This is a genomic window from Nocardia carnea (assembly GCF_029869215.1).
GTDB classification, from domain to species: domain Bacteria; phylum Actinomycetota; class Actinomycetes; order Mycobacteriales; family Mycobacteriaceae; genus Nocardia; species Nocardia carnea_B.
Genome location: NZ_JARWPM010000343.1, coordinates 1 through 16,173, shown reverse-complemented (window position 1 = coordinate 16,173; position 16,173 = coordinate 1). Strand labels below are relative to the sequence as shown.

Annotated in this window: 13 protein-coding genes; 10 read left to right on the top strand and 3 right to left on the bottom strand. The window is 67.0% G+C overall.

The window, feature by feature from the left end:
- Positions 1–370 precede the first annotated feature (370 nt).
- The 4 genes from QH276_RS23850 to QH276_RS23835 are packed head-to-tail and all read left to right on the top strand — an operon-like array spanning position 371 to position 5,517.
- Positions 371–1,924 (top strand): ABC transporter substrate-binding protein, encoded by a 1,554-nt coding sequence (locus QH276_RS23850; protein ID WP_280399640.1) that lies wholly within the window; start codon positions 371–373, stop codon positions 1,922–1,924.
- Positions 1,925–1,930: 6 nt separating this feature from the next.
- A complete protein-coding gene (locus QH276_RS23845; RefSeq protein ID WP_280399639.1) occupies positions 1,931–2,872 on the top strand; it encodes an ABC transporter permease in 942 nt (313 codons plus the stop codon).
- Positions 2,873–2,895: 23 nt separating this feature from the next.
- Positions 2,896–4,671: a dipeptide/oligopeptide/nickel ABC transporter permease/ATP-binding protein gene (locus QH276_RS23840; protein ID WP_280406908.1), complete on the top strand. Its 1,776-nt coding sequence runs from the start codon at positions 2,896–2,898 to the stop codon at positions 4,669–4,671.
- Positions 4,672–4,680: 9 nt separating this feature from the next.
- Positions 4,681–5,517, top strand: coding sequence for an ATP-binding cassette domain-containing protein (locus QH276_RS23835; protein ID WP_280399641.1), 837 nt, complete (start codon positions 4,681–4,683; stop codon positions 5,515–5,517).
- A 126-nt stretch (positions 5,518–5,643) separates the two neighbouring features.
- Here the strand turns inward: QH276_RS23835 and QH276_RS23830 are convergent, their stop codons facing one another.
- Positions 5,644–6,525 (bottom strand): NAD(P)-dependent oxidoreductase, encoded by an 882-nt coding sequence (locus QH276_RS23830; protein ID WP_280399637.1) that lies wholly within the window; start codon positions 6,523–6,525, stop codon positions 5,644–5,646.
- A gap of 270 nt (positions 6,526–6,795) precedes the next feature.
- Between QH276_RS23830 and QH276_RS23825 the strand changes: the two genes are divergently transcribed.
- On the top strand, positions 6,796–7,827 hold the full coding sequence (locus QH276_RS23825) for a LacI family DNA-binding transcriptional regulator (protein ID WP_280399636.1): 1,032 nt from the start codon (positions 6,796–6,798) through the stop codon (positions 7,825–7,827).
- Here the strand turns inward: QH276_RS23825 and QH276_RS23820 are convergent.
- Positions 7,819–8,616, bottom strand: a complete 798-nt coding sequence (locus tag QH276_RS23820) for an alpha/beta fold hydrolase (RefSeq protein ID WP_280399635.1) — start codon at positions 8,614–8,616, stop codon at positions 7,819–7,821. The genes QH276_RS23825 and QH276_RS23820 overlap by 9 nt on opposite strands.
- A gap of 352 nt (positions 8,617–8,968) precedes the next feature.
- On the opposite strand from QH276_RS23820, the gene QH276_RS23815 reads away from it, so the two are divergent.
- Both QH276_RS23815 and QH276_RS23810 read left to right on the top strand, forming a co-directional pair.
- Positions 8,969–11,035, top strand: a complete 2,067-nt coding sequence (locus tag QH276_RS23815; protein ID WP_280399634.1) for an alpha-amylase family protein — start codon at positions 8,969–8,971, stop codon at positions 11,033–11,035.
- A 49-nt stretch (positions 11,036–11,084) separates the two neighbouring features.
- Positions 11,085–11,498 carry an SUMF1/EgtB/PvdO family nonheme iron enzyme gene (locus QH276_RS23810; RefSeq protein WP_280399633.1) on the top strand — a complete coding sequence of 138 codons (414 nt, stop codon included), beginning with the start codon at positions 11,085–11,087 and terminating at the stop codon, positions 11,496–11,498.
- A gap of 711 nt (positions 11,499–12,209) precedes the next feature.
- Here QH276_RS23810 and QH276_RS23805 read toward each other — a convergent pair.
- Positions 12,210–14,387, bottom strand: coding sequence for a malate synthase G (locus QH276_RS23805; RefSeq protein ID WP_280399632.1), 2,178 nt, complete (start codon positions 14,385–14,387; stop codon positions 12,210–12,212).
- Positions 14,388–15,077: 690 nt separating this feature from the next.
- On the opposite strand from QH276_RS23805, the gene QH276_RS23800 reads away from it, so the two are divergent.
- The 3 genes from QH276_RS23800 to QH276_RS23790 all read left to right on the top strand — a co-directional run bounded on the left by QH276_RS23800 (position 15,078) and on the right by QH276_RS23790 (position 16,121).
- Positions 15,078–15,233: a hypothetical protein gene (locus tag QH276_RS23800; protein ID WP_280399631.1), complete on the top strand. Its 156-nt coding sequence runs from the start codon at positions 15,078–15,080 to the stop codon at positions 15,231–15,233.
- A 63-nt stretch (positions 15,234–15,296) separates the two neighbouring features.
- A complete protein-coding gene (locus QH276_RS23795; protein ID WP_280399630.1) occupies positions 15,297–15,845 on the top strand; it encodes an HNH endonuclease in 549 nt (182 codons plus the stop codon).
- A gap of 27 nt (positions 15,846–15,872) precedes the next feature.
- Complete coding sequence (locus tag QH276_RS23790) at positions 15,873–16,121, top strand: WhiB family transcriptional regulator (RefSeq protein ID WP_280399629.1); 249 nt, start codon at positions 15,873–15,875, stop codon at positions 16,119–16,121.
- Positions 16,122–16,173 lie beyond the last annotated feature (52 nt).

The following is a 16,173-nucleotide window of genomic DNA, read 5'->3' as shown; positions in this document are numbered from 1 at the left end:
CGGCCCCCCCCCCCGGGTGTGTTCTCCCCCCCCCCCCCCCCCCCCCCCGCCCCGCGGGGGGGGCGGCCCCCCCGCGGGGGGGCGGGCCCCCCCCCCCCCCCCCCCCGGGGGGCCCCCCGGGCCGGCAAGGATCGGCCCGCTACAGCGGTAGCCCGTAGGTCGCTTCTGCCCGGGTTCGAGAATGCCACTCTCCAGAACTGCGAATGCTGATTCCGATTTGGGATAACCTGCAGGCAGGTCAGCAGAGACCATGCGCAGAACTGCCCGACTCCGAAGCGGTCGAGCGCGGTGACAACCCACGGCAACCGCTTGTGGGTTATCGCTGTGGACCGCGTAATTGACACACATCACAGAACAAGGAAGTTCGTATATGTCTTGTCAATCACTTCGCTCGCGCCGCCGCCCGCGCCTGCTTGCCGTACTGGTCGCCGGGCTCCTGTGGGCCGCGGTGGCCGGCTGCGGTGTCGACCAAACCTCGGGCCCCTCGGCGACCTCGGGCGACGCGACACTCGCCTTCGCGGTCCAGGGCGCACCGAACTCCCTCGATCCCGCACAGCTGGTGGAGGGCCAGCAGGCGTACGTGTGGTCGGGAATCTTCGACACCCTCCTGTACCTGGACAAAGAGGGAAAACTACAGCCCAACGCCGCCGAGAGCTGGCAGATCAGCGATGACGCTCGTACGGTGACCCTGACCCTGCGCGCCGGCATGACCTTCAGTTCCGGCGCCCCGGTGAACGCGGCCGCGGTGAAGACGACCATGGAGCGCACCAAGGCGACGCCCGGGCCGATGCAGAACTGGCTGGAGGTGGTCGAGGCCGTCCGCACACCGGACGATCGCACCGTCGTCCTCGAACTCGCCCGGCCCGACGCGGGTCTGCTGCCCGCACTTGCCATGGGGCCGGGAGTAATCGGCGATCCGGCGACCATCGACCAGCCCGGCACAGCCTTGAACCCGGTCGGCTCCGGGCCGTACACCCTCGATACCGCGCAGACTGTGCACGGGACGACCTATGTGCTGAACCGCCGCGACGACTACTGGAACGCCGACGCGTATCCCTTCGCCACAGTGAAGGTTCGCGTGATCCCCGACCGTACGGCCGTTTTGAACGCCCTGCAGGCAGGCGAACTCAATGCGGGCTCCGTCGAGGTCACGCACCTGCCCCGGCTCGAAGCGAGCGGCTTCCAGGTCACTCCGGTCGAAGGTGCCTCGCTGGTCAGCCTGATCATTGCCGATCGAAAAGGCGAACTGGTTCCCGCCCTTGCCGATCAACGCGTCCGCGCGGCGATCAACATGGCCCTCGATCGCACGAAAATCGTCGAACAGCTCATCCACGGATCCGGCACACCCACGGTGCAGACCTTCAGCCCGAAGGGCCCTGCCTACGATCCCGCGCTGGCGGACGAGTACTCCTTCGATATCGCCGGAGCCAAGAGGCTCCTGGCCGAGGCGGGCTACCCGGACGGGTTTGCGGTGACGATGCCGGAAACGGCTCATGCCAAACCCTTCGCCCCTACTGTCACCCAATCACTGGCGGCCATCGGTATCACCGTGAACTGGGAGCCGATACCGCAACAGCAGGCACCCGCCGCCGTGGCGTCGAAACGATTCCCCCTGGTGCTCGCCATCGACGGTGCCGCGCCGTTTCCTCGTGAACTGCAGGGGTTCGCACCGGAGCACGCCCGTAATCCCTTCCACACCGTCGAGCCGGAGCTCACCGCACTGATCGATCAGTTCAACCGGGCGCTCGATCCGGAGCGCGCCGACGAACTGGCCAAGGAGATCAACGCGTTCACCGTGCGCTACGCGTGGGATGCGCCCTTACTGCACGTCACCGTCAATTGGGTGACCAGAACCGGCGTCGAGTACGTATGGCTCGGCCCGCTGGGGCTGAACTCCGTACGACAGTTCGATATAAGGACGTGATCGAGCATGGTCCTCTACGCGCTCCGGCGGCTGGCAACCGGCTTGGTACTGGCCGTGCTGGTCACCCTGATCACCTATGTGCTGCTGAGTAGCTCGTTCGACAGTATCGTGCACAGCGTCGTGGGCCCCGCCGCGACCCCGGAGACCATCGCGGCACGCAAGACCGCAATGGGGCTGGACCGCCCGGTCCTGGTGCAGTACGTGGATTGGCTGAGTCACGCTGTCCGTGGTGATTTCGGTGTTTCCTACTTCACCAGCGAACCGGTCGGGCCGGCGGTTTCCACCCGCCTCGGGGTGACTCTGTCCGTGGTCGTGGTCGCCCTCGCCATCACCGCTGTCGTCAGCACCGCCCTGGGTGTCCTGGCGGCCACCCGCAGCGGCGCAATCGACCGCATGGCACAGGGCGTCTCCCTGACCGGAATGCTGCTGCCGAATCTGCTGCTGGCGATCATCCTGGTCTACGTCCTCGCCATCGAACTGAAGCTGCTGCCCGCCACCGGCTTCACCCACTTCAGCGAGGACCCCGCCCGCTGGGCCGCCACCATCACCATTCCGGTGATCGTGCTGGTCATCAACGGAATCGCCAATCTCAGCGCGCAAGTGCGCGGCGCGATGATCGACGAACTGCGCAAGGACTACGTCCGCACCCTGCGCACCCGGGGTATCTCCACCCGGTCGGTGGTGCTGCGGCATGCCTTGCGTAATGCCGCCGGGCCGGCGCTGACAGTGCTCTCGCTGGAGTTCATCACCATGCTCGGCGGGGCGCTCATCATCGAAAACGTGTTCGCGATGCCTGGTTTCGGTTCGTACGCCTTCATCTCGGCCGTCCAGGGCGACGTGCCGGTCATCATGGGCATCACGCTGTTCGCCGTGATACTGGTCGTGGGCATCAACCTGACCGTGGACCTGGTGAACGGCTGGCTGAACCCGAAGGCGAGGATCCATTGAACGCGGCACTTCCCCCCACCGGCGTGACCACCACCGACGAACCGATAACTCGCACCGGCACGGTCCGGCGACTGCTCCGCGATCCGCAGGCCGTCGCCACCGCCGGGATCCTCCTCGTCCTCGTGGCACTCGGCCTGGCGGCCCCCGTGTTGGCCGGGCACGACCCGAACTTCGCTTCCCTGGACGCCGTCAACGCGGATATCGGGACACCCGGATTCCCACTCGGCGGCGACCAGAACGGGCGCGATATGTTCGCGCGATTGCTGCACTCGATCAACACCAGCGTGGTATCGGCGCTCATCGGCACGAGTATCGCGCTGGTCATCGGGGTCAGCTCCGGCCTCGTCGGTGGCTATTTCGGTACCCGCACCCGCGTGGTCACCGAATGGGTGTTCAACCTGATCATGACCTTTCCCGGCCTGCTGCTGCTGATCGTGCTCATGCCGGTCACCCAGGGCGACTTCCGGGCCACCATGGCGATCTTCGGCGTGCTGCTGTCGCCCGCGGTGTACCGCATCACGCGCAATCAGGTGCTCGGTGTGAAGAACGAACTGTTCGTGGATGCCGCGCGCGTATCCGGGCTGCCGGACCGGCGAATCCTGGCCCGGCACGTACTGTTCGTGGTCCGGGGGCCGATCATCATCGCCACCGCCTTCCTCGCCGGATCCGCCATCGGTGTACAGGCGGGACTGGCATTCCTCGGTGTCGGTTCCAGCTCGGTGCCGAGCTTCGGCGCCATGATCGCCGACGGCTTCGTCAACCTGTACGTCGAGCCACTCCAGTTCGTCTGGCCGAGCCTGGCCCTCGGCATCATGACCGCGTCGCTGGTGTTGTTCGGCAATGCCCTGCGCGACACCTTGGAGGGTCCCCGCCACAAACCCGTCAAGATAGCGGGCGCGCGACGTCCACCCGCCCTCGACAGCGACGATATGCCCACCACGTCCGCGCTGTTGACGGTACGGGATCTCACCATCGCTTATCCGTCGCCGTCCGGTGAGCTCAGAGAAGTGGTCAGCGGCGTCTCGTTCAGCCTCGACGCCGGCGAAACCTTGGGGCTGGTGGGCGAATCCGGTTCCGGTAAGACCCAGACCGCCTTCGCTGTCCTCGGTGTTCTCCCGCCCGAGGCGGTGGTCACCAGTGGATCCGTCATGATCGACGGGTACGAACTGCTCGGCCGCAGCGAAAAACAACTTCGCGCCGTACGCGGACGCGATATCGCCTATGTGCCGCAGGAGCCGATGACCAATCTCGACCCCTCGGTCACGATCGGCTCGCAACTCGCCGAGGGAGTGCGTGCTGCTACGCCGATGTCGCGCCGAGCGGCCCGCAAACGGGTTATCGCCCTGCTGGGCCAAGTGGGCATCCCGGATCCCGAGCGGACATTCTCCTGCTACCCGCACCAGATCTCCGGTGGTATGGCGCAACGCGTTCTCATCGCCGGTGCGGTCGCGTCCCGGCCCCGGGTACTGATCGCCGACGAACCGACCACCGCGCTCGATGTCACCGTGCAGGCCGAGATCCTGGATCTGCTCCGCGACCTACAGCAACAACTGGATATGGCAGTGCTGCTGGTGACCCACAATTTCGGCGTGGTGGCCGACCTGTGCGATCGCGTCGCGGTGATGCGCCGCGGCGAGATCGTCGAATCCGGAGACACCCTCACGCTCTTCACCGAGCCACAGCACGAGTACACCCGGATGCTGCTCGATTCCATCCTCGACGGCAGCGTGGTACGCAACGATCCACCCACCGGTGGAGCTGCCGAGACAACCACCCCGACCGCCATGGCTGCGGAGTGAGTGAGCGTGATGACTTCCCTACTCGAAGTGAACGATCTACGCGTCGGCTTTCCGGGTCGCGGATTCCGTGCCCGGCCCGTCGAAGTGCTGCACGCGGTGTCGCTGACCGTCGCTGCCGGTGAGACCTTGGGCCTGGTCGGCGAATCCGGGTCCGGAAAAACCACCATCGGGCGTGCCGTATTGGGTTTGGTACGGCCGAGCGGCGGAAGTATCCGATTCGACGGTGCGGACATCACCTCTCTCGGCGGCACCGCCCGGCGAGCGCTGGCCCGCGACCTGCAGGTGGTCTTCCAGGACCCGTACGGCTCCCTCAACCCCTCCCTGACGATCGGCGATATTCTCAGCGAGCCGCTGGTCGTGCACGGCACCGGACCGGCCGCCGCCCGTGCCCGCGTCGCCGAACTGCTGGACCAGGTCGGCCTGCCGGCGGACTCCGCCGAGCGCCTGCCCCGGGAGTTCAGCGGCGGCCAGCGGCAACGTATCGCCATCGCCCGGGCGCTGGCTCCCGAGCCGAAGCTCATCGTCTGCGACGAACCCGTTTCCGCACTCGACCTGTCGACCCAGGCGCGGGTGCTCGACCTCTTCGTCGATATCCAGCGGCGCACCGGGGTGGCCTACTTGTTCATCTCCCACGATCTCGCCGTCATCCGGCATATCAGCCATCGGGTCACCGTGCTCTACCGCGGCGATATCGTGGAAACCGGCCCGGCCACCACCGTCACCGGCACCCCCGAACATCCGTACACCCAGCGCCTGCTCCTGGCCGCGCCCGTCACCGATCCGGTCGAGCAGCGACGCCGCCGCGAAGAGCGCCGGCGGCTGGCCGAAACAGGCCCTACCGGATAGGAATCGGTTCACATCCGTGGTCGATCCGGCCGCCCGCGAGAGGGATCGCCGGAACGACCCCCGGGATAGTCGTCACCCGCCGGGTGCGCCACGCCCACACCTCGCGGTCGGCGTGGCGCACCCGGTTCAGCGGCCGGCCCGCGGCAGCTCGTGCCCGGACAACAGGGTGACCAGATCGATCAGCGCGCCGTGGTCCCGGCCACCGTAGCCCTGGGCGACAAGGGCACCCATGAGCTGAGCCACCACGGCTCCGAGCGGAATTGCCGCTCCGGCTTCCCGGGCCGCGGACTGGAGGATCCCGAGATCCTTGTGGTGCAGATCGACCCGGAAGCCGGGCTCGAACCGGCGCTCGGCCATGGCCTGCGCCTTGTGGTCGAGAATCCGGTTGCCCGCCAGCCCGCCGGCCAGTACCCGGATCGCCGCCGCAGTATCCACCTCGTGGGCTCGCAGAAAGACCAGAGCCTCGGCGACCAGTTCGATGGTGCCCGCGACGATCAGCTGATTCGCGGCCTTGACGGTCTGCCCCGCGCCGGCGGCGCCGACGTGCACGACCGTGCCGCCGACGGCGTCCAGGACCGGTTTCGCAGTGGCGAAATCCGCGTCCGTGCCGCCGACCATGATCGACAAGGTCCCGTCGACGGCACCTTGTTCCCCGCCGGAAACCGGTGCGTCCACCGCCCGGATCCGGGCGGCGATCTCGCGCGACACATCGGGCCTGATGGTGCTGCAGTCGATCAGCAGTGCACCGGGAGACGCATGGGCGAGCACACCCTCGGTGCCCAGCACCACGTCCCGGACATCCGGGGAGTCCGGCAGCATCGTGATGATCACCTCGGCGCCGCGGACTGCCTCGGCGATCGAGCCGGCGGCCTTACCGCCCACCGCGACGAGGCGGTCCACCTTGGCCCGGCTCCGGTTGTAGCCGGTGACCTCGAAACCGGCCTTCACCAGGTTCGCCGCCATCGGGCCGCCCATGATCCCCAGGCCGAGGAAACCGATCTTCGTCATCGCAATGTTCTCCCAATTCACCGTGCTGATCGCCGACCGGGCTCACCGCCCGGCCCGCGATTCGGCGGTCGCCGAGTGCGCCGGTTCCCACCGAACCAACCGGCAGCGCAGTACCGCAATCTGTTGCGCCCAGTTGCCCTGTTCGCCGCACGGACAACTCCCGGCCCGTGGCGGGCGCGCTGGCCGGTCAACCGGTTGCCATAATCGGAGAGATCGGCAACGCGCCAGATCCTGGCAGAGGCCGGAAGACCGAACCGATGAGGAGACGATGTGGCGAGCAGGCGGGCAGGCGGTGGAACCCCCGGCGGCAACCGCGGTACCGATGTGACGATCTACGATATCGCCCGGGCGGCCGAGGTGAGCCCGTCCACGGTCTCCCGCGCACTGCACAAGCCCGGCCGCATCAATGCCAAGACAGCGCAGCATATCCGGGATACAGCCCAAGCTCTCGGCTATCGGATCAATCCCCTGGCCCGTGCCCTGCCCACCGGGCGCACCCGCATGCTCGGCCTGCTCTTGTCCGATATCACCAATCCTGTCTTTTTCGACCTTGTCCGAGGGGCCGAGCGGATCACCGCCCGGCAGCGCTACACCCTGGTGGTCGCCGAATCGCAGGAGACCGCCGCGCTGGAGTGGGAGACAGCGGATCGGCTGCTCCCCTCGGTCGACGGACTCGTGCTGGTCGCTTCGCGCCTCGGCGACGATCAGATCCAGCGACTCGACGATCAACGTCCGCTCCTGCTGGTGAACCGCGTGGTGCCCGGCGTCACCGGCATCGTTCCCGATGTGCTCCCGGGCATCCGGGCGGCCCTGGACTATCTCGCCGACCTCGGGCACCGATCGCTGGCGTTCTTGTCCGGTCCTGCCAACTCCTGGATGAGCACTCTGCGGTGGGAAACACTGCTGGACGAGGCTCCCCGGCGATCGATGACCGTCGTCGAGATAGGGCCGGGCGAACCGACAACCGAAGGCGGCAGGAAGAGCCTCCGCCGCGTCGTCGCGTCAGGTGTGACCGCCGTGGTGACCTACAACGATCTGATGGCCATCGGCTTGCTCCAGGCGAGCAAGAACGCGGATATCGCCGTTCCGGAGCGGTTGAGCATCGTCGGATTCGATGACATATTCGGCTCCGATTTCACCACTCCGCCCATCACCACCATCCGGACACCGCTGGGCGCCATGGGCGAAGAGGCCGTTCGACGGCTCATCGCCGAGATCGACGACGAGGAACCGGAGGGCGGTGACAAACCACTGGAAACTGTATTCGTCCAGCGCGGCTCCACCACGACACCGTCATCCTGACTCCGCACGACGACCCGAGGCATTCGCCGCCACGATTCGCGCGACCTCGGCAGGCGCTGCGGCGGGGGCCAGATGTCCCACGCCGGGAAGGATTTCGAGTCCGGCCCCGGGGATGGATCGGGCGATGAATCGCTGTTCGTCCGGAGGTGTCGCGATATCCCGGGCACCGCCGACAACCACTGTCGGCGCCGTCACCCTCGGTAGATCGCCACGCACATCCGCGGCGGCGAGGACATCGCACCCTACCGCGTACGCTTCCGGACTGATCGACCGCAACATATCGGCATACGCCGCGACGATCTCGGGATGCCGGCGGCGGAACTCCGCAGTGAACCATCGGTCCATCACGAACGGCACGAGTGGTTCGAGGCCGCCCTGCCGGACGGATCGCGCCCGCTCGATCCACGCTTGCGGCTCGTAGACGGCCGCACTGCACAGAACAGTCAGTGAGGAGACGCGTTCGGGTGCACGGGCGGCGGCACGGATCGCGACCATTCCGCCGATCGATACCCCGGCGAGATGCACACGCTCGATTTCGAAACGATCCAGGACGGCCAAGAAGTCGTCGACGAGAACATCGATCCCGGCGACGCCGTCCCCCAACGGGGCCCGTCCGTGCCCACGCTGATCGCAGCGGACGATATCGAACGACTCCCGCAGCCTCGCGACCACGTCGTCCCACAACTCCAGTGTCGTACCGAGGGAATTCAACAGTGCAACGGTTCCGGCTCCGGGACCCGAGCGCAGGGCGCGATCGAGAACGGCGCCACCAGCAGGACGACTGTGCATTGGACCGGCACCCACCCTTGTGACGACTCAGGCGAAACACTTACCGCGGAACAGGACGACATCGCCCGAGAGGCAATGTTGCCCGGACCGGACCACCCTCGCACGCGCCCCACCAGAACGTCAACCGGTTGCCACCCCAGATTGGCCGAGACGGGAACCTGCACCGAAGAACCGGCAAATTACTCGTCAGCCTCCACCACCGGGATTGGCATCCGGTTGCCAAATGGCATGGCCGCTGCTTGACTGTAACGTGACGGCGACGCCTCAGCGGTCCGCCACGGCAGTTCGCCGACCATGCGAACGGCCGCGATCAAAGCCGCGCACAGCAGGTTTTGCGAAGGAGCACACCCGCATGTCAGTCAGCACCGCCCACGGCACGCATAGTCGATGGCAGCAGCCGTTCACGGTCTTTCAGACCAACCTCCAGGACATCGACGCCACGATGGACGTAGCGGCTGCACTCGATGTCATCGAGCGGCACGGGGCCGACACCTGGCTGCTCAATGCCGGCGGGATCACCGCGTTCTACCCGACCGACCTGGAATACCACACGCGCAACCCATTCCTCGACCAGCGTCCCTCCGGCGATCTCCTGGGCGACGCGGTGACAGCAGCGAACAAGCGCGGGATACGGGTGCTCGCCCGGCTCGACCTGTCCAAGGTCTCCGCCGAAACCGCCGCCCGCCATCCCGACTGGCTGTTCGTCTCGCACAGTGGGCAACCGCAGATCTACCAAGGGCTGTACAGCACGTGCCCGTCCGGGGAGTACTACCAGCAGCGGACGCTCGAAATCCTCGACGAGATACTCGACCGCTACCCGGTCGACGGTTTCTTCTTCAACTGGTTCAACTTCAATGAGCGGGACTACGGCCAGGTAATCCACGGCGTATGTCACTGCGCTTCCTGCCTGCAAGGATTCGCGGAGATGAGCGGCGGCGAACCGCTCCCCGACGACCATCGCTCGCCCAGCCTTCTACAGTGGCGCCGGTACACGGAGACAACGCTGGCGGGGCTGGCGAGGAAGTACAACCACCACACGGCGACCCGCGACCGGGACCTCGCGATGATCCTGCGCAAGGGCGCCCCGATCGTGTACCACGAAGGCAACAATGCCTTCCTGCAGATGCCGGGCAAGGATTTCTGGCCACACGCGACCGCGGAGGCTGTCAGCGCGCATATCTCGGCCCGCCCGGACACCCCGCTCGTGCTCAACACGGTGGCCCATATCGACTCGACGTACCGGATGGGGGCGGAGCAGCCGGAGCACGTCGCCCAGCATCTGATCCAGGCAATCGGACGCGGGGGAAATCCCTCCACCTACATCCTCGGCGCACCCGGCCGGCTCCCGATGACCAGCGTCTCGCTGGCCCAGGATGTCACACGATTCCATCGCGCACAGCACGAACTCTATGCGGCTCTGCACCCGGCAGCGTCGATTGCCCTGGTACGACCAGGGGCTCGCGGCGCCTCCGGCGCTTATCTGGACTCGATCGAGGAGTTCCGCGGTGTCTATCTCGCCTTGCAGGAGCGGCACCTGCCGTTCGACGTCCTGCCGATCGACGATGTGACGACACCGGCCATCGACCGCTACCGGCTGATCGTCCTCCCCGGTGTCGGATCAATTGGGCCGGATACCGCCACGGTGCTCGACGATTTCGTCCGACGCGGCGGCAACCTGCTCACCACCGGGACCAGCGGTGTCACTGCGGAAGGGACGGTGGAACTGACCTCCAGCCCGGCACTGCGCCGGATCGGAACAGCACTGTCCGGCCCGGATCTGTGGTCCACGTACGCGACATTGGACGAGCAACCGAAGGCGACAGCGTTCCATTACGAGGGTTCCATAGTCCCGATATTCGGAGCGAACGCCCGCTATGTCTGGAAGCCGGCGGCCACCACGACCGGACAGATACTCGCCCAGGCGCCCTGGGGGCCGCCGGAACTCGCCTACGGCCACCGGACCAGCGGCGAACCGGCCGTCGCCGCGGCACGTTTCGGTGCCGGTGTCCACTCGATGATCCCCTGGACCGTCGGGCGCACCTATCGCGAGTTCGGCAAGACCGAGGTGCGAGATCACCTGGTGCGCGTGCTCGAGCCGCTTGCCGGCCACACCGTGAGCGCAGACCTACCGGAACAAGCAGAACTGATTCTCGGCCGCGACGACACCGGCCTGGTCGCGCACATACTCAACCACACGGGAGCAGGCCGGCGATCGTTCGGTCCGCATATTCCGCTCAGCGGCGGCCGCCTGTTCCTCCACGGAGCGAACCGCGAGTCGCGGGCAACCGCACTGGTAGCCGGTCGAGAACTCAGCACACGCCGGGCGGAATCATCGCTCGTCGTCGAGTTGCCCGTGATCGAGCTGTTCGAGGTCGTCCGTGTTGTCGCACCTGGGAGTGCTACACCGACCGGTCGATGACCCACCGCGCCCGAGGGCGACAGCCGAAGTCCCGGCAGCGGACCGAGCGGTGGCAAACCGCGACCGCCGCAGTTGCGCGCTGAGCGGCGGCCGGGCACGTGAGATCCTGCCGGTTCAGCTGTACGCCCTCGTCGCCGATACCGACTACCACACCGACGCCGAGCAGTACGGCTGGTCCTACGTGTTCGCAGGCTTCCCGGCCGCACTCCGACGTATCTCACCACGCCCGGAGCACACGCCCTGGTGGTGCGCGGTCAACGGCACCACCTGGGACAGCCCCGTAGGCCCGGGCAGTGATCTGGCCGGACGCGGGGACCACCCGGTAGTCCACGTCTCCTGGCACGACGCATCGGCCTGTTGCACGTGGGCCGGGCTGCGCTTGCCGACCGAGGCGGAATGGGAATACGCCGCCCGGGGCGGACTGGAACAGCGCCGTAACCCTCGGGCGACGACCTCACCCTAGGCGGCGAGCACCGCTGCAACATCTGGCAGGGCCGCTTCCCCGTCAACAACACCGCAGCCGACGGCTACCACGGCACCGCACCGGTGAACGCCTACCTACCCAACGGATTCCGCCTCTACAACACATCTGGCAACGCGTGACAATGGTGCGCCGACCCACGGATGCCACAGGTGGACCTCCCCGGCCCGGCGCCGTCACCAGCGGACGAACAGCCCGGACCGGCCCGGCCGTCTGACGATACCGGGCGCCGTCGTCAGCGGATTCGTCCTCGATCAGCGCGTCCGGCCGGCATGTCGCCATCGGTTACCCGCGCGGCGGGGACAGGCCCTGGTTTCGGGCACCCGGGAGACGTGGACGTCGGGCAGGCACCGACTCAACCCCTTCAGTAACGCCTGCATCGCGGGTACCAGGTAGGGCTGCCGAGTTCGGCCGAGTGCTCGGTGATCCGGCGAACAAGACGCCAGGACACAGCCGGGTGCACCTGTTCGAGTGCGCTCCATGGGCCGATCAAGGATGGCAGCAGCTACGGCGCTGGTAGGACATCGCCTTCCGACACCGACTGCCTGGCGGCGTGTGACCGACTCGAGCGTGGCAAGCCGGTATCCAAACTGATCTCCAGCGATCGCGGAGGCCCCGCACCTGGTGTTCCAGATGCGGGGCCTCCATTCGAAAGGAGCTGTCGGAAGCTACTTTTCGATCACCGGACATCACTCACTTGCACTGGGCCTTGGCTTCACGGCGGCGGCGGTGCAGGATCGGCTCGGTGTAGCCGTTGGGCTGCGTGGTGCCCTCCAGAATCAGGTCCTTGGCGGCCTGGAAGGCGATGCTGCCGGCGAAATCCGGTGCCATCGGCCGATAGTTCGGGTCACCGGAGTTCTGCCGGTCCACCACCGGGGCCATCCGCTCCAGGCTGGCGATCACCTGATCGGTGGTGACCACACCGTGCCGCAGCCAGTTGGCCATCAGCTGGCTGGAGATACGCAGCGTGGCCCGGTCTTCCATGAGCCCGATATCGGAGATGTCGGGGACCTTGGAGCAGCCCACACCCTGATCGATCCAGCGCACCACATAGCCGAGGATCGACTGCGAGTTGTTGTCCAGCTCCTGCTGCTTCTCCTCCTCGCTCCAGCTCGTATCGGCCGCCAGCGGGATCTCCAGGATCTCGTCGACGCTCGCGCGCGCCCCGCCCTTGGCGATCTCGGCCTGCCGCTTGAACACGTCCACCAGGTGGTAGTGGGTGGCGTGCAGGGTGGCAGCGGTCGGCGACGGCACCCACGCGGTGGTCGCACCGGCCTTCGGATGGCCGATCTTCTGTTCGAGCATCCCGGCCATCAGGTCCGGCATGGCCCACATACCCTTACCGATCTGCGCCTTACCGGGCAGGCCCGCGGCGATACCGGTATCGACGTTCCAGTCCTCGTAGGCCAGGATCCAGCGCTGGGTCTTCATCTCGGCCTTACGGATCATCGGGCCCGCCAGCATCGAGGTGTGGATCTCGTCGCCGGTGCGGTCCAGGAAGCCGGTGTTGATGAACACCACGCGGTCGGCGGCGGCGTTGATGCACGCCTTCAGGTTCACCGTGGTGCGGCGTTCCTCGTCCATGATGCCGACCTTGAGGGTGTTGCGCGGCAGGTCCAGCACATCCTCGACGGCGGCGAACAGGTCGTTGGTGAACGCGACCTCGTCCGGGCCGTGCATCTTCGGCTTCACGATGTACACCGAGCCGGTGCGGCTGTTGGTGAGCGCCACATCGTCGCGCAGCGAATGCTTGGCGATCAGCGAGGTGATGATGCCGTCCAGGATGCCCTCGGGCACCTCGTTGCCCTCGGCGTCGAGGATGGCGTCGCTGGTCATCAGATGGCCGACGTTGCGGACGAACAGCAGCGACCGGCCGTGCAGCACCAGCTCGGAACCGTCGAGCGCGGTGTAGACGCGGTCCGGGTTCATGGTGCGGGTGAAGGTTTTGCCGTTCTTGGTGACCTCCTCCGCGAGATCACCCTTCATCAGGCCCAGCCAGTTGCGGTAGCAGAGGGTTTTGTCGTCGGCGTCGACCGCGGCCACCGAATCCTCGAAGTCCATGATCGTGGTGACCGCGGATTCGATGACGACATCCTTGACCCCGGCGGTATCGGTGCTGCCGATGGGCGATGCGGGGTCGATCTGGATCTCGATGTGCAGGCCGTTGTGCTTCAGCAGGATGGCGCTGGGCGAGGCCGGATCGCCGAGATAGCCGACGAGCTGACCGGCGTCGGCCAGGCCGATCGTGGTGCCGTCCTCGAGCCCGACCTCGAGCTCACCGTCGACGATCGCGTACGAGGTGGACCCGATATGCGAACCGGTGATCAGGGTGACGGTGTCGTCGAGGAAGTTGCGCGCCCATTCGATGACCTTGTCACCGCGCACCTTGTTGTAGCCGGTGCCCTTCTCCGCGCCGCCGGTCTCCGGGATGGCATCGGTGCCGTAGAGCGCGTCGTAGAGCGAACCCCAGCGCGCGTTCGCGGCGTTGATGGCGAAGCGGGCGTTGCTGACCGGCACGACCAGCTGCGGACCGGCGGTGCTGCTGATCTCGTCGTCGACGCCGGTGGTGCCGATGGTGAAATCGGCGGGCTCCGGCCGCAGGTAGCCGATCTCGGTCAGGAACTGCTTGTACGCCGCACGGTCGTAGCCCGTGCCGGGGTGTTCGCTGTGCCAGGCGTCGAGTTTGCCCTGGATTTCGTCGCGTTCGGCCAGCAGGGCCCGGTTACGCGGCGCGAATTCATTGATGATCCGCTCGGCGCCGGCCCAGAACGCGGCGGAATCGACGCCGGTGCCGGGGAGCGCTTCGTTCTCTACGAAGTCGTGGAGAACGGTGGCAACCTCGAGCCCGCCGACCTTTTTCCGCTCTGTCATCTACGTGCCTCACTTCCGCGAATACCGGGTGGAAAGTCGACGTTTATGTTACCGATCGGTAGTGCCGCTTCGGCCGTTGGGTGAGTTCTGTGCACGGTGCCGCCTCCGCGAGCGGGGATCTGGCCCTGGTCCTTATTCGGTGTGTCCTGTCGGGGTATCCGGATGTGCGGGGCCGACCCTGTGTCGAACTGTGGACTTTACTGCGAAGTGTTGCAGCCAGCAGCCGGGCCGCGGCCGGGGCGAGAGCCGAGAGCCAGCCGCCCCGAGCCGAGCCAGCCGCCTGGAGCCTGGAGCCTGGAGCCTGGAGCCGATTGGATTTGGTCTCGAGGTGAGCCGTCCGCGAAAGGGGCGGGCTGTGATTTTTGGAGCCGCTCCGCGGCTCGAGGGTGGGGTCCTATTAACCCCTGGTCTTCACTCCTCCGCTTCGCTCCCCCGCTCCGTCGCTCCAGACCAGGGGCGGGCCCCACCCGTGATTGTCTACGGATAGGAACCCGGGGGCGGCGTGGCAATGCAGGTCCGCAGGCCGGTAGCAGTACCGATCGCGCGGTTCCGGGTGGGTTCCCTCGGGCGGCCGGAATCCGTCGAGACCCGGAAAAAAATGGGCCGACAACCGGTACTGCGCTGTGCCACCATGTATTCCACAGGGCCGCCGCGGGGGCGGCCGACGATTTTCAGAAGGGAGGAGTGGTCATGTATCCCATCGCATCGGCAGACAGTGCCGGGCAGACCGTGGCATCGCGGCAGTGCGCCGAGATGCCGGTCCGGCCGGTGAATGCCGGACAGCCGCGGCAGGCGAAAACCGCCGGCGATCTCGTGATCGACCAGTTCCTCCCGCGGCGTCGCTGAACCGTCCACGTTCTCCCTGTTCATGTCCGGGTGTCCCCCGGCTGTCGAAACCTGGTGATTCCCATGCCGTTTCCCGCTGTCACCGAGCCGGTGACCCTCACCCCGGACAATTGGATACACAGTCGGGTGCTGGTGCTCAATGCCAGCTACGAGGCGCTGGACCAGGTCACCGCCGACCGGGCCGTGGTGCTGCTGATCGGCGGGATCGCCGAATCGGTGGTGGTGCGCCGGCCGCATTTCCCGATCCGTTCCCAGCACACCGAGATCCTGCTGCCGGAAACGATCCGGTTGGTCCGCTACCGGTACCTGGCCCACCTCGCGGTCCGATCCCCGGGCAGCCGGGCCACCCATGCCGGGGTGCTGCGGCGGGACGGCAACCGGTGCGGGTACTGCGGTGACTGGGCGCCGACCGTCGACCACATCCGGCCGCGCAGCCGGGGCGGACCCAATACCTGGGAGAACCTGATCGCCTGCTGTGTGCCCTGCAACACCGGGAAGGCCGACCGGACTCCCGAAGAGGCGGGTATGCGGTTGCTCTGGGAACCCCGGGCGCCGCAACCGCTGGCCCGTGAACAGCGGCGGGTGTGGCAGCACCTGGCCGCGACATCCTGAGCCGATCCGCGAGAGGAGGGGATCGAGATGACCGTCGAAGTGCTGGCAGATCTGCTGCCCATGTCCGACAGCCACGGCTGGCACCGCGCCGCCTGCCGCGGCGACCCGAACCACGAGGCGTGGTTTCCGTATCCATCGCAGGACTTCGAGTACGCGCGTGCGGTGTGCGGCCGGTGCCCGATCCGGCCGGACTGCTGTGCCTTCGCCGAGCGCACCGGCCAGTCCGGGGTGTGGGGCGGGCACGAATTCGACCGGGGAAAGATGATCCGCGAATAACCGGCGTCACCCGGTGCGGACACTGTGGGGCCGTGTGTGCGCACACGGCCCC